16 protein-coding genes are annotated in these 12,615 nt (G+C 67.2%); 12 read left to right on the top strand and 4 right to left on the bottom strand.

Translation table 11 applies throughout. The annotated features are described in order from the left end of the window. Positions 1-144: 144 nt before the first annotated feature. From rplI to A9K58_RS01510, 4 genes are all read right to left on the bottom strand, one after another. Entirely contained in the window at positions 145-594 is a 450-nt protein-coding gene (gene rplI, locus A9K58_RS01525) for a 50S ribosomal protein L9 (protein WP_005417398.1), read from the bottom strand. A gap of 104 nt (positions 595-698) precedes the next feature. Beyond that, positions 699-929: a 30S ribosomal protein S18 gene (rpsR, locus tag A9K58_RS01520; protein WP_065197647.1), complete on the bottom strand. Its 231-nt coding sequence runs from the start codon at positions 927-929 to the stop codon at positions 699-701. A gap of 11 nt (positions 930-940) precedes the next feature. Beyond that, positions 941-1,378 (bottom strand): 30S ribosomal protein S6, encoded by a 438-nt coding sequence (gene rpsF, locus A9K58_RS01515; protein WP_006452997.1) that lies wholly within the window; start codon positions 1,376-1,378, stop codon positions 941-943. Positions 1,379-1,617: 239 nt separating this feature from the next. Beyond that, positions 1,618-1,956: a HesB/IscA family protein gene (locus tag A9K58_RS01510; protein ID WP_065197646.1), complete on the bottom strand. Its 339-nt coding sequence runs from the start codon at positions 1,954-1,956 to the stop codon at positions 1,618-1,620. A 128-nt stretch (positions 1,957-2,084) separates the two neighbouring features. Between A9K58_RS01510 and asnS the strand changes: the two genes are divergently transcribed. The 12 genes from asnS to A9K58_RS01450 all read left to right on the top strand — a co-directional run bounded on the left by asnS (position 2,085) and on the right by A9K58_RS01450 (position 12,597). Then, positions 2,085-3,479, top strand: coding sequence for an asparagine--tRNA ligase (gene asnS / locus A9K58_RS01505; protein ID WP_065197645.1), 1,395 nt, complete (start codon positions 2,085-2,087; stop codon positions 3,477-3,479). A gap of 30 nt (positions 3,480-3,509) precedes the next feature. Continuing rightward, on the top strand, positions 3,510-3,809 hold the full coding sequence (locus A9K58_RS01500; RefSeq protein ID WP_005410232.1) for a hypothetical protein: 300 nt from the start codon (positions 3,510-3,512) through the stop codon (positions 3,807-3,809). Positions 3,810-3,814: 5 nt separating this feature from the next. After that, positions 3,815-4,129 (top strand): hypothetical protein, encoded by a 315-nt coding sequence (locus tag A9K58_RS01495; RefSeq protein ID WP_065197644.1) that lies wholly within the window; start codon positions 3,815-3,817, stop codon positions 4,127-4,129. Between the two features lie 10 nt (positions 4,130-4,139). Further along, positions 4,140-4,778, top strand: a complete 639-nt coding sequence (locus tag A9K58_RS01490; RefSeq protein WP_065197643.1) for an FMN-binding negative transcriptional regulator — start codon at positions 4,140-4,142, stop codon at positions 4,776-4,778. A gap of 74 nt (positions 4,779-4,852) precedes the next feature. Next, entirely contained in the window at positions 4,853-5,515 is a 663-nt protein-coding gene (gene can / locus A9K58_RS01485) for a carbonate dehydratase (protein ID WP_065197642.1), read from the top strand. Between the two features lie 19 nt (positions 5,516-5,534). Further along, positions 5,535-6,059 (top strand): 3-hydroxyanthranilate 3,4-dioxygenase, encoded by a 525-nt coding sequence (locus A9K58_RS01480; RefSeq protein WP_065197641.1) that lies wholly within the window; start codon positions 5,535-5,537, stop codon positions 6,057-6,059. A gap of 156 nt (positions 6,060-6,215) precedes the next feature. Further along, on the top strand, positions 6,216-7,490 hold the full coding sequence (gene kynU, locus A9K58_RS01475; RefSeq protein ID WP_065197640.1) for a kynureninase: 1,275 nt from the start codon (positions 6,216-6,218) through the stop codon (positions 7,488-7,490). 31 nt (positions 7,491-7,521) lie between these two features. Beyond that, positions 7,522-8,889 (top strand): FAD-dependent oxidoreductase, encoded by a 1,368-nt coding sequence (locus A9K58_RS01470; protein WP_065197639.1) that lies wholly within the window; start codon positions 7,522-7,524, stop codon positions 8,887-8,889. Continuing rightward, on the top strand, positions 8,889-10,328 hold the full coding sequence (sbcB, locus tag A9K58_RS01465; protein WP_065197638.1) for an exodeoxyribonuclease I: 1,440 nt from the start codon (positions 8,889-8,891) through the stop codon (positions 10,326-10,328). The genes A9K58_RS01470 and sbcB overlap by 1 nt, the downstream gene beginning before the upstream one ends. Beyond that, the gene (locus tag A9K58_RS01460) at positions 10,325-11,011 is read left to right on the top strand and encodes a DUF2461 domain-containing protein (protein ID WP_065197637.1); all 687 of its coding nucleotides are present in this window, start codon (positions 10,325-10,327) and stop codon (positions 11,009-11,011) included. The genes sbcB and A9K58_RS01460 overlap by 4 nt, the downstream gene beginning before the upstream one ends. Then, complete coding sequence (locus A9K58_RS01455) at positions 11,011-12,003, top strand: aldo/keto reductase (protein WP_065197636.1); 993 nt, start codon at positions 11,011-11,013, stop codon at positions 12,001-12,003. Before A9K58_RS01460 ends, A9K58_RS01455 begins: the two co-directional genes overlap by 1 nt. Before the next feature lie 42 nt (positions 12,004-12,045). After that, on the top strand, positions 12,046-12,597 hold the full coding sequence (locus tag A9K58_RS01450; protein WP_065197635.1) for a DUF2939 domain-containing protein: 552 nt from the start codon (positions 12,046-12,048) through the stop codon (positions 12,595-12,597). Positions 12,598-12,615 lie beyond the last annotated feature (18 nt).

Genomic DNA, 12,615 nt, shown 5'->3' with positions numbered 1-12,615 from the left:
AATGGGCGTGGAACAGTGCCGGACCCGCAGGGTCGGCGGGCCGTCGAGCCTGGCTCGGCACCACGGGGCGGACGACGCCCCAAACAAAACGGGCACCCTTGCGGGCGCCCGTTCTGCGGTGATGCCAGGCCTTGCGGCGCGGGATCAGGCTTCGGCGACGACGACGACCTTGACGGTGGTCTCGACGTCGGCGTGCAGGTGGACCAGCACGTCGTACTCGCCGATGTTGCGGAAAGCGCCTTCGCCCAGGATCACTTCGCTCTTTTCCAGCGGCAGGCCGGCGGCAGTGAAGGCCTCGGCGATGTCGCGCGGGCCGACCGAGCCGTACAGCTTGCCTTCGGTCGAAGCATTGGCGGCGATGGTGACGCTGGCACCTTCCAGCTTGGCCTTGCGGCCTTCAGCCTCGGCGTGGATGGCCTGGGCCTTGGCTTCGTACTCGGCGCGCTTGGCTTCGAACTCGGCCTTGTTGCTCTCGGTGGCCGGCACGGCCTTGCCCTGCGGCACGAGGAAGTTGCGGCCGTAGCCCGGCTTGACGTCAACCAGGTCGCCCAGGTTGCCGAGATTGGTGACCTTCTGCAGGAGGATCAGCTGCATGGTATTGCTCCAGATGAGTTATTCGTTAGCGAGGCAGTGCCCCGCAACAAAGGCTGTCCGAATAGCTGGCACAGCGGGGGCGGCCCCAGGCCGCCCCGCCGGCATCAGACGTCGTGGTTGTCGGTGTACGGGATCAGGGCCAGGAAACGGGCGCGCTTGATGGCGGTCGCCAGCTGGCGCTGGTACTTAGACTTGGTACCGGTGACCCGGCTCGGCACGATCTTGCCGTTCTCGGTCAGGTACTGGCGCAGGGTGTTGAGATCCTTGTAGTCGATCTCCTTCACACCTTCAGCCGTGAACTTGCAGAACTTGCGGCGACGGAAGAACTTGGACATGGGAAGGCTCCTTAGGCGGCGGAAGCGGCGTCGTCGCCGGCTTCGTTGTCAGCGGTGGTGGTGGACTCGCCTTCCTCGTCGTCACGACGACGGCGCTCACCGCGCTCCGGCTTGTCACCCTTCTCGTCCTTGCTCTTCATGATCAGCGACTGCTCGGTGTCAGCCTCGTCACGCTTGATGACCAGGTTGCGCAGCACGGCGTCGTTGAAGCGGAAGCTCTCGGTCAGTTCGTTCAGAACGGCCTGGTCGGCTTCGATGTTCATCAGCACGTAGTGGGCCTTCACCAGGTTCTGGATCGGGTACGCCAGCTGGCGGCGGCCCCAGTCTTCCAGACGGTGGATGGTGCCGTTGCCGTTCTCGACCAGCGACTTGTAGCGCTCGATCATGGCCGGGACCTGCTCGCTCTGGTCCGGGTGGACCATGAACACGATTTCGTAATGACGACTCATGTTTTTTCTACCTTTCGGATGTGGCCTTGCGGCCGGACAGCCCCCCGCCGTTGAGACCGCGGTGGGGCAAGGGTTCCCGCCAGGAAGGCAGGAAGCCGCGCATTATGGCCCAGATGGGGCGGCAGGGCAACCGGCCCGCCAGATCGCCGTGGGCGAACCCGGGACCGATGACGTCCGGCCATGCCCGGCCTGACGGCCAAGATCGGCACCGACCGGACGGGTCGGGGGCCGGCTGGCGCTCAGGCCTTGTCGGCGTCGGTGGTGAAGCTCTCGCCACAGCCGCACTCGGCGGTGGCGTTCGGGTTGCTGAACGTGAAGGTCTCGCTCAGGCCGTGCTTGCCGAAGTCGATCACCGTGCCATCCACCAGCGCCAGGCTCTTGGCGTCGACGTAGATCTTCACGCCATCCTGCTCGAACACGGTGTCGCCCTCGCGTTCGTCGCGGGCCAGGTCGGTCACATGGCCCCAGCCGGAGCAGCCGGTCCTGGTCACGCCGAAACGCAGGCCCAGTGCGCCGGGGGTCTGGGCAACGAAGCGCTGCACGCGCTCGAAGGCAACGGGGGTCAGGCTGACAGCCATGGGACTACTCCAGAAGTACGGGGACATTATAAGGAGCCGGGACGGCGAAAAATGCCTCGCAAGCGGAACACTGCAACCGGTAAACTCCCGTGTTCACAGATCGAGTCGATCAGCAGAGGATTCAAGTCATGACGGTGGTCAGCGTTGAACATGCGCTTGCCGGGAAGATCCCGGAAGGCGGCGAAGTCACGGTACGCGGATGGGTGCGCACGGTGCGCGGTTCAGCGAATCTGGCCTTCGTCAATGTGAGCGACGGCTCCTGTTTCGCGCCGATCCAGGTCGTGGCCAGCGATACCCTGGCCAACTTCGACGAGATCAGGCGGCTGACCAGCGGCTGTTCGGTCATCGCTACCGGCAGCCTGGTGAAGTCGCAGGGCAAGGGCCAGTCGTTCGAGATCCAGGCCCACGCCCTGGAAGTGGTCGGCTGGGTCGAAGACCCGCTGACCTACCCGATCCAGCCCAAGCCGATGTCGCCGGAATTCCTGCGCGAAGTGGCGCACCTGCGCCCGCGCACCAACCTGTTCGGCGCGGTCACCCGCATCCGCAACTGCCTGGCCCAGGCCGTGCACCGTTTCTTCCACGAGAACGGCTTCAACTGGATCAGCACGCCGATCATCACCACTTCCGACGCCGAAGGCGCCGGCCAGATGTTCCGCGTGTCCACCCTGGACATGGTGAACCTGCCGCGCGATGAGAAGGGCGCGATCGATTTCAGCCGCGACTTCTTCGGCAAGGAGACCTTCCTGACCGTGTCCGGCCAGCTGAACGTGGAGGCCTACTGCCTGGCACTGAGCAAGGTCTACACCTTCGGCCCGACCTTCCGCGCCGAGAACAGCCATACCACCCGCCACCTGGCCGAATTCTGGATGATCGAGCCGGAAATCGCCTTTGCCGACCTGGCCGAGGACGCGCGCCTGGCCGAAGAGTTCCTGAAATACCTGTTCCGCGCGGTGCTGAACGAGCGCGGCGACGACCTGGCCTTCATCGCCGAGCGCGTGGACAAGAACGCGATCACCAAGCTCGAAGACTTCATCAATGCGCCGTTCGAGCGCATCGACTACACCGAGGCGGTCAGCCTGCTGCAGAAGTCCGGCAGGAAGTTCGACTTCCCGGTCGAGTGGGGCCTGGACCTGCAGACCGAGCACGAGCGCTGGCTGACCGAGGAGCATGTCGGCCGCCCGGTGGTGGTGACCAACTATCCGGAACACATCAAGGCCTTCTACATGCGCCTGAACGACGATGGCAGGACCGTCGCCGCGATGGACGTGCTGGCCCCGGGTATCGGCGAGATCATCGGCGGCAGCCAGCGCGAAGAGCGCCTGGATGTGCTGGACGCACGCATGGCCCAGTTCGGCCTGGACCGCGAACACTATGGCTGGTACCGCGATTTCCGCCGCTACGGCTCGGTGCCGCACGCCGGCTTCGGCCTGGGCTTCGAGCGCCTGGTGGTGTACGTCTGCGGCCTGTCCAACATCCGCGATGCGATCCCCTACCCGCGCGCTCCGGGCAGCGCGGACTTCTAAGCCGCCCACGACCACGGAGGTACGGCACCCATGACCCTGTTCTTCGCCCTCTGCTTCGTCGGCGTCGCGGTGGCCGGGTTCAGTGCCTTCGTCATCTTCTGGCCGCTGACCCTGGTACACGTGCGCGACCGCCATCCGGCGCTCGCCGCGCGCTTCGGCAGTGGCGCCTTCCTCAAGCCCGATGCCCTGGCCTGGCTGCTGCGCCGCGACTATCGCCAGCAGCCGGACCGCTCGCTGTCCGGGCTGGCGACGCCGGCCTGGGTATCGCTGCTGACCCTGCTGGCCGGACTGGGCATGGCTGCCCTGCTCTGGCTGGCCTCGCTCTGGTGACCTCCATGAATGACAGTACCGCCCCGCGTGACAGCTGGTGGCTGGCCAGCCTCGGCAATACCCTGATCTGGGCACGCCTGCGCGTGCGCCCGGCCGGCACCGCCGAAGTGCTCGACAGCGATGGCAACACCCTCAGCTACGACAGCGAGGACACCGCCCGTGCGCAGCTGTTCGACGCGGAATTCGTCGAGTTCGACGGCCTGGACGAGGAAGATGCCCTGGTGCGCGGCTTCAGCCTGCAAGAAGTGCAGCCGCCGCAGGCCGGCAGCGATGAGGGGCTGCGCGGCCGCATGGTGCAGTCGCTGGGCGGACGCGCCTGAGCCTGCAGCAATGTTCACTCCACGCGCCTTCGCCGAAACCGACCTGCGCTGGCTGGACCGCCTGCTTGCACGCGACCCGTTTGTCACCGTGCTTACCACCGGCAGCGATGGCCTGCCGGAGTTGACCCGGGTGCCGGTGCTGTATCAGCGTGACGGCGAACGCATCGAGTTGCTTGGCCACTGGGCCCGCGCCAACCCCCAGGCACATCACAGTGGCGCGGCCAAGGTGCTGGTCGATGGGCCGCATGGCTACATTTCGGCCAGCTGGTATCCCGACAAGGAGCCCGCCGCACGGGTCCCCACCTGGAACTACGCCACGGCCGAACTGCGCGGCCAGCTGCAGCGGATCGACGACACCGATGCACTGGCCAGGCTGGTCGGCGCGCTCAGCGACCATTTCGAGGCGAGCGTCGGCCAGGCCTGGCAGTTCGATGCCGGGCGCGCCGAGCATGGCAGGAAGCTGCACGCCATTGTCGGCTTCCACTTCAAGGTCGAGCACGTACAGCTGAAGCTGAAGCTGGGCCAGAATCATCCTGGCGCCAACCAGTTGGCAGCGATCGCCGCGCTGGACGCACTGGCCACCCCGCCGTCACTGGAACTGGCGCAGTGGATGCGCTGGCAGCACGACGAGGCTGCGGCCGGCAGCTGAGACCCATCCGATTTCCCGCGACGACGCGGCCGCTACGGCCGCGCCTTGCTCCCACCCACCGTCAGGGACATGCAATGAAAGACATCCATAAGCTGCTGCAGAACAACCGCGAATGGGCGGACCGGATCGGAAAGGAAGATCCGGACTTCTTCCACCAGTTGGCCAAGCAGCAGCACCCCGAATACCTGTGGATCGGCTGTTCCGACTCGCGCGTCCCGGCCAACCAGATCATCGGCATGGCACCGGGCGAAGTATTCGTGCACCGCAATGTGGCCAACGTGGTCGCACACAGCGACCTGAACTGCCTGAGCGTGGTGCAGTACGCGGTGGATCAGCTGAAGGTGAAGCACATCCTGATCGTTGGCCATTACGGCTGCGGCGGCGTGCACGCCTGCCTGCACAATACCCGCGTCGGGCTGGCCGACAACTGGCTCCGCCATGTCGGTGATGTGATGCAGAAGCACACGGCCATCCTCGACGCGATCGAGACCGATGAGCTGAAGCACGCCCGCCTGTGCGAGCTGAACGTGATCGAGCAGGTCGCCAACCTGTGCCGCTCCACCATCGTGCAGGACGCCTGGGCCCGCGGCCAGAAGCTGATGGTGCACGGCTGGGTCTACAGCCTGAAGGACGGCCGCGTGCGCGAGATGGGCATCGATGTCGGCTCGCAGGAGGAGCTGCAGCCGGCCTACGAAAGGGCCCTGTCCCATGTCCCGCGCAAGGGCAAGCGCGACTGAATTCCCCCGGAAGGCCACCATGCTCGCTTCACCGATCAACCTGCACGCCTGGATCGAAGAGAACCGCCACCTGCTGAAGCCGCCGGTGGGCAACAAGATGATCGACAACGGCGACTTCATCGTGATGGTGGTCGGCGGGCCGAACTCGCGCACCGACTATCACTACGATGAAGGACCGGAGTGGTTCTACCAGCTCGAAGGCGAGATGGTGCTGAAGGTGCAGGAGGACGGTGCGGTACGTGACATCCCGATCCGCGCCGGCGAGATCTTCCTGCTGCCGGGCAAGGTGCCGCACTCGCCGCGGCGCCCTCCCGGCGGTATCGGCCTGGTGGTGGAGCGCAAACGCCTGCCACATGAATTGGATGGCGTGATCTGGCACTGCGAGCGCTGCAACCACAAGCTGTACGAAGAGTTCTTCGCGCTGCAGAACATCGAAACCGACCTGCCCAAGGTGTTCGCGCACTACCACGCCAGCCTGGAACTGCGCACCTGCAGACAGTGCGGGCACGTGGATCCGCTGCCGGCGCCGGCGGCGGCTGGCTGACCATCCCCCCCTTGTAGAGCCGAGCCCGTGCTCGGCTGTGGACCCGCGTAGCCGAGCATGGGCTCGGCTCTACAGGTTCGGCGGCATCCATCCCACCACCGGCTACGCCGGGCCAAGCGCTACACTGGCAGCCCCGTTGCAGCCTGTTGCCCACCCATGTCCGACCTGCTCAGCCGCACCCACGCCATCGCCCTGGACGCCGCCGATCCGCTGCGCCCGCTGCGCAGCGAATTCCTGATTCCGCGCCACGGCGGCGGCGAACAGACCTACTTCGTTGGCAACTCGCTGGGCCTGCAGCCGCGCGGCGCGCAGGCAGCCGTGCAGGAAGTGATGAAGCAGTGGGGCGAACTGGCGGTGGAAGGCCATTTCACCGGCCCGACGCAGTGGCTGTCGTACCACCGCCTGGTAAGCGCACAACTGGCCCGCGTGGTCGGCGCGCTGCCCAGCGAAGTGGTGGCGATGAACACGCTGAGCGTGAACCTGCACCTGATGATGGTCAGCTTTTACCGGCCGAGCACGCAGCGCCCGGTGATCCTGATGGAAGCCGGCGCATTCCCGACCGACCGCCACGCGGTGGAGGCACAGATCCGCTTCCATGGCTTCGACCCGGCCGAGTGCCTGGTGGAAGTGCAACCGGACGAAGCCAACGGCACGATCTCGCTGGGCGCGATCGAGCGCGCCATCGCCGAACACGGCCCGCGCCTGGCGCTGGTGCTGTGGCCAGGCGTGCAGTACCGCACCGGCCAGGCCTTCGACCTCGATGCGATCACCCGCGCCGCCCGCCTGCAGGGCGCCCGGATCGGTTTCGACCTGGCGCACTCGGTCGGCAACCTGCCGCTGCGCCTGCATGACGTGGCGCCCGATTTCGCCGTGTGGTGCCATTACAAGTATCTCAACAGCGGCCCGGGCGCAGTCGCCGGCGCGTTCGTGCACGAACGCCACCACCGCGACACCACCCTGCCGCGATTTGCCGGCTGGTGGGGCCACGAGGAGGCCACCCGCTTCCAGATGGCACCGCAGTTCACCCCGGCCATCGGTGCCGAAGGCTGGCAGCTGAGCAATCCGCCGATCCTCGGGTTGGCGCCGCTGCGTGCTTCGCTGGAGCTGTTCGAGCGCGCCGGCATGGACGCACTGCGCAGCAAGTCGCTGGCGCTGACCGGCATGCTCGAGGCACTGGTGAACGCGCGCCTGTCCCGGGTGCTGGACATCATCACCCCGGCCGACCCGCAGCGTCGTGGCTGCCAGCTGTCGCTGCGCGTGATCGGCGGCCGCGAACGTGGCCGTGCATTGTTCGAGCACCTGCGCGGCATCGGCGTGCTCGGCGACTGGCGCGAACCCGACGTGATCCGCATCTCGCCCACTCCGCTCTACAACCGCTACCTGGACGTGCACCACTTCGTCGAGGAAGTGGAAGCCTGGGCCGGCCTTTGAGCCGGCCCCTCCCCTGCTGCTGGACAGTTCGTTGATCGCACATGCCTCCCGCTCGCTGAGCATTATCGGTGCCGGCCTCGCCGGCTCCCTGCTGGCCATCCTGCTGTCACGCCGGGGCTGGCGCATTACCCTGTATGAGCGGCGCGGGGATCCGCGCATCGCCGACTACGAAAGCGGCCGCTCGATCAACCTGGCGCTGGCCGAGCGCGGGCGCAACGCACTGCGCCAGGCTGGCGTGGAAGAGGAGGTGATGGCGCGCGCGGTGATGATGCGCGGGCGCATGGTGCATCCGCGCGAAGGCGAACCGCAGCTGCAGCGCTACGGCCGCGACGACAGCGAAGTGATCTGGTCGATCCATCGCAGGGACCTGAACACGACGCTGCTGCAGCTGGCCGAGCAGGCCGGCGCCACCGTGCACTTCCATCGCCGCCTGCATACCGTCGATTTCGATGCCGGCCATGCACGATTCATCGACGATCGCGACGACAGCCCTCACGACATCCACTTCGACACGCTGATCGGCGCCGACGGTGCAGGTTCGGCACTGCGTGCGGCGATGAACCGGCGCGCACCGCTGGGCGAGGACATCACCTTCCTGGACCACTCCTACAAGGAACTGGAAATTCCCCCGGCAGCCGATGGCAGCTTCCGCATCGAGCGCAATGCACTGCATATCTGGCCCCGCGGCCACTACATGTGCATCGCCCTGCCCAACCACGAAGGCACCTTCACGGTTACCGTGTTTCTGCCCAACCAGGGTGATCCCAGCTTTGCCACGGTCAACACCGGTTTCCAGGCCGAGGCGCTGTTCGCGCGCGAGTTCGCCGATGCTTTGCCGCTGATCCCGAACCTGCGCGCGGACTGGGAACAGCATCCGCCGGGCCTGCTCGGCACGCTCAGCCTGGAGCGCTGGCACCAGCAGGGCCGCGCCGTGCTGATCGGCGACGCTGCGCATGCGATGGTGCCATTCCACGGACAGGGCATGAACTGCGCCTTCGAGGACTGCGTTGCGCTGGCCCGCCACCTGATGGAAGCAGACGACCTGGAAGGCGCTTTCGCTGCCTTCGAGGCCGAACGCAAGCCCAACGCCCGTGCGATCCAGCAGATGGCACTGGAGAACTACCTGGAAATGCGTGACCGCGTCGCCGACCCCGCCTTCCTGCTGCAGCGCGAGCTCGAGCAGCAGCTCCAGCGCCGTTGGCCGACCCGTTTCGTGCCGCACTACACGATGGTCACGTTCCTGCACACACCGTATGCCGAGGCACTGCGCCGCACCGAGCTCCAGCGCGACATGCTGGTGGCCGCCACCGCCGGCCACGATTCACTGGACCACATCGACTGGGCCGCGCTGGAAGCACAGATCCATGCGCAGCTGCCGGTCCTGGAGGGTGCGCACTGATGGCCGACAGCTTCCTGTTCTATGACCTGGAGACCTTCGGCCAGGACCCGCGGCGGACGCGCATATCGCAATATGCCGCGATCCGGACCGACGCGGACCTCAACGTGATCGACACTCCGGCCAGCTTCTTCGTGCGGCCCGCCGACGACCTGTTGCCCTCGCCGATGGCCACCCTGGTCACCGGCATCACCCCGCAACAGGCCCTGGCCGAAGGCATCAGCGAGGCCGAAGCGTTCGACCGCATCAACGAGCAGATGTCGCGTCCCGGCACGTGCGCGCTCGGTTACAACACGCTGCGATTCGATGATGAGTTCGTCCGCTACGGCCTGTTCCGCAATTTCCATGATCCCTACGAGCGCGAATGGCGCAATGGCAATTCGCGCTGGGACCTGCTGGACATGCTGCGGCTGATGCGCGCGATGCGCCCGGACGGCATCCAGTGGCCACTGCGCGAAGACGGCGCCACCTCGTTCAAGCTCGAGCACCTGGCCGAGGCCAACCACGTGCGCGAGGGCGACGCGCACGAAGCGCTGTCCGACGTGCGCGCCACCCTCGGCATGGCGCGGCTGTTCAAGCAGTCGCAGCCGCGGCTGTGGGAGTACGCGCTGAAACTGCGCGACAAGCGCTTCGTCGGCAGCCTGCTGGACGTCACCGCCCTGAAGCCGGTCCTGCATGTCTCCATGCGCTACCCGGCCAGTCGCCTGTGTGCCGCGCCAGTGCTGCCGCTGGCCGTGCACCCGACCATCAGCAACCGGGTGATCGTGTTCGACCTGGACGGTGATATCGACGATCTGCTGGGCCTTCCGCCGGAGGTGATCGCGCAACGCCTGTACATGCGCGCCAGCGAACTGCCCGAAGGCGTGGCGCGGGTGCCGCTGAAGGAAGTGCACCTGAACAAGGTGCCGGCACTGGTCGCCTGGAACCACCTGCGCGCCGATGACCACGAGCGCCTCGGCCTGGACGTGGCGGCCATCGAGGCCAAAGTCGAACGCCTGCGCGGTTTCGCCCCGCAGCTGGCCGAGAAGGCACGCCAGGTCTACAACCAGCCCCGCGCCACCACCGTAGCCGACGTCGATGCCTCGCTGTACGACGGCTTCCTCGGCAACGGCGACAAACCGCTGCTGGCCCTCGCACGCACCACTGCGCCGGAGCAGCTGGCCGCGCTGGAGGGTCGCTTCCGCGACCCGCGCCTGCCGGAGCTGCTGTTCCGTTACCGCGCGCGCAATCATCCCGACAGCCTCGCACCGGCTGAACGCCAGCGCTGGCAGGAATACCGCCGCCAGCGCCTGCTCGGCGAGAGTGGTCTGGGCGAACTCAACCTGCCCCAGTACCAGCAACAGCTCGATGCACTGGCCGCCGAAGCGCCCGACGACACGCGGCGCCAGGCCCTGCTGCAATCGCTGCGCGACTGGGGCCAGTACCTGCAGGAGACACTGTGAGCACCTACTTCTCGGACGCCAGTTTCAAGTTCCTGCGCAGCCTCGCGCGGCACAACGAAAAGGCCTGGTTCAACGACCACCGCCAGCAGTACGAAGACCACGTACGGCAGCCGTTCCTGCGCCTGCTGGGCGACCTGCAACCGGCCCTGGCCGAGGTCAGCGAACACTTCCGCGCCGATACGCGCGGCGTCGGCGGCTCGCTGTTCCGCATCCATCGCGACGCGCGCTTCTCCAACGACAAATCGCCGTACAAGACCTGGCAGGGCGCGCGCCTGTTCCATGAGCGCCGCCGCGAAGTGGCCGCGCCCTCGTTCTACGTGCACCTGCAGCCCGGCGAAAGCTTTGTCGGCGCTGGCCTGTGGCATCCGGAACCGGAAACCCAGCGCCGCGTGCGCCACTTCATCCTCGACAACCCGGGCAGCTGGAAGGCCGCCGCCCATGGGCCGGCCCTGCGCAGGCGCTTCGACTTCGAGGAGAGCGAGAAACTGGTACGCCCGCCGCGCGGCTTCCCGGCCGACTTCGAGTTCATCGACGACCTCAAGCATCGCAACTGGGTGATGTGGCGGTCGCTGGACGACGCCACCATGACCGGCCCGCGCCTGCTGTCCACGCTGGGCAAGGATCTGGCCACGCTCGGCCCCTTCGTCGACTACCTGTGCGCGGCCCTGGACCTGGAGTTCTGATGCCGCAGGATCTCCCGCTGGCCCGCCAACGGCGTGTGCTGGGGCGTACAGGCCTGGCGGTATCGCCCGTCGGCCTGGGCTGTTCCGGCTTCTGGGGACACCGCCGCTTCTCCGAGCAGGCGGCGGCGGATGTGGTCGAGCACGCATTGGCACAGGGCGTGAACCTGCTCGACACCGGCCACAATTATTCCGGCTTTCACGCCGAACCGCGCCTGGGCCGCATCCTGCGCCCGTTGCTGAAGCAGTATCCGCGCGACTCGCTGGTCATTTCCAGCAAGGGCGGCACGCTGACCGGCCGGGCCGGCATCAGTGGCGCCGAACAGCGCAACTTCTCGCCCGCGGCCATCACCGCCAGCTGCGAGGCCTCGCTGCGCAACCTCGGCCTGGACCACCTGGACATCTACCAGCTGCATGGCGCCAGCGAACACGACATCAACGACGAGCTGCTGGCCGCGCTGCAGCGCCTGCGCGAGCGTGGGTTGATCCGGCACACCGGCATCAACACCCACTCGGCCTCGACCCTGCGCTGGATGATCGCTCATCCGGACGCCTTCGATGTGGTGCTGCTGGACTACAACGCCCTGCAGCAGGACCGCGAACCGCTGATCGACCGGTTACAGGCGGTGGGCATCGGCGTGCTGGCCGGCACCGTGCTGGCGCAGGGCCACCTGCTGCCCGCGCGTCCGCGCCCGCCACGGCTGGCCGACGCCTGGTACCTGGCGCGCGCCTGGCTCAAGCCCAGCAGCCGCCAGCTGATGCTCAGCGCCCGCCGCATGCGCCGCGCCGTGGCCGCGATCCGCAGCCAGCGCCCGGCCCAGACCGCCTTCGCCTATGTCCTGGGCCATCCCGGCGTGGCCAGCGGCATCCTCGGCACTACCCGCACCCGCAGCCTGGACGAGGTGCTGGCGACCCGCCTGGAGGCGCTGGCCCCGGCCGAACGACAGCAGCTGGTGGATGCCTTCGGTGATGGTCATGGCTCGCCCAGTCAGTGAGTCTTCACCCGGCACCGCCGCCGTTGCGGCAGTCTGTCCGGCATGAAGAAGCTCACTGCACTGCTTGTGCTGCTGGTCCTGGCCTTGGCGGCCTGGTGGTTCGGCGGCCCGTACCTGACCGTCAATGGCCTGTCCAAGGCCATCGAGCAGCGCGACACCGCCCGCCTGGAGCGCTACGTCGATTTCCCGCGCGTGCGCAGCAGCCTGCGCGCGCAGCTCAATGACTACCTGGTGCGCCAGACCGGGCCGGACGTGGCGGCCAGCCCATTCGGCGCCCTGCTCTACGGGCTGGGTGATCAGCTCGGCGGCGCCGCAGTGGAAACCATGGTGACCCCGACCGGGATCGGCGCGATGCTGCAGGGCCACGTGCTGTGGAAGCGCGGTCGCAACGAGTTGCAGGGCGGCGATGCCTTCGGCCCGACCGAACCGGCTAGGCCCCTGAAGCAGGCCGAACACCATTTCGAGTCATTCGACCGCTTCGTGGTCGATGTCGATCGCGGCCCCGGCCAGCCACCGTTGAAGGTGGTGCTGGAACCACAGGGCCTGCGCTGGAAGGTCGTGGACCTGCAGCTGGGGATGTCGGGCAACCCTTGATCGGACCCGTGGCCTGAC

The sequence above is a fragment of the Stenotrophomonas maltophilia genome (genome assembly GCF_001676385.1).
In the GTDB taxonomy this organism is placed as follows: Bacteria; Pseudomonadota; Gammaproteobacteria; order Xanthomonadales; family Xanthomonadaceae; genus Stenotrophomonas; species Stenotrophomonas maltophilia_J.
The sequence above is the reverse complement of the archived record's forward strand: the minus strand, read 5'-3'. Positions and strand labels throughout refer to the sequence as shown.

Excerpts from the sequence above, each read along its gene's own strand:
- rpsR (WP_065197647.1), bottom strand. The coding sequence starts at position 929 with ATGTCCAAGTTCTTCCGTCGCCGCAAGTTCTGCAAGTTCACGGCTGAA.
- asnS (WP_065197645.1), top strand. The coding sequence starts at position 2,085 with ATGACGGTGGTCAGCGTTGAACATGCGCTTGCCGGGAAGATCCCGGAA.
- A9K58_RS01510 (WP_065197646.1), bottom strand. The coding sequence starts at position 1,956 with ATGGCTGTCAGCCTGACCCCCGTTGCCTTCGAGCGCGTGCAGCGCTTC.
- rplI (WP_005417398.1), bottom strand. The coding sequence starts at position 594 with ATGCAGCTGATCCTCCTGCAGAAGGTCACCAATCTCGGCAACCTGGGC.
- A9K58_RS01500 (WP_005410232.1), top strand. The coding sequence starts at position 3,510 with ATGACCCTGTTCTTCGCCCTCTGCTTCGTCGGCGTCGCGGTGGCCGGG.
- A9K58_RS01480 (WP_065197641.1), top strand. The coding sequence starts at position 5,535 with ATGCTCGCTTCACCGATCAACCTGCACGCCTGGATCGAAGAGAACCGC.
- kynU (WP_065197640.1), top strand. The coding sequence starts at position 6,216 with ATGTCCGACCTGCTCAGCCGCACCCACGCCATCGCCCTGGACGCCGCC.
- can (WP_065197642.1), top strand. The coding sequence starts at position 4,853 with ATGAAAGACATCCATAAGCTGCTGCAGAACAACCGCGAATGGGCGGAC.
- rpsF (WP_006452997.1), bottom strand. The coding sequence starts at position 1,378 with ATGAGTCGTCATTACGAAATCGTGTTCATGGTCCACCCGGACCAGAGC.
- sbcB (WP_065197638.1), top strand. The coding sequence starts at position 8,889 with ATGGCCGACAGCTTCCTGTTCTATGACCTGGAGACCTTCGGCCAGGAC.
- A9K58_RS01455 (WP_065197636.1), top strand. The coding sequence starts at position 11,011 with ATGCCGCAGGATCTCCCGCTGGCCCGCCAACGGCGTGTGCTGGGGCGT.
- A9K58_RS01490 (WP_065197643.1), top strand. The coding sequence starts at position 4,140 with ATGTTCACTCCACGCGCCTTCGCCGAAACCGACCTGCGCTGGCTGGAC.
- A9K58_RS01450 (WP_065197635.1), top strand. The coding sequence starts at position 12,046 with ATGAAGAAGCTCACTGCACTGCTTGTGCTGCTGGTCCTGGCCTTGGCG.
- A9K58_RS01495 (WP_065197644.1), top strand. The coding sequence starts at position 3,815 with ATGAATGACAGTACCGCCCCGCGTGACAGCTGGTGGCTGGCCAGCCTC.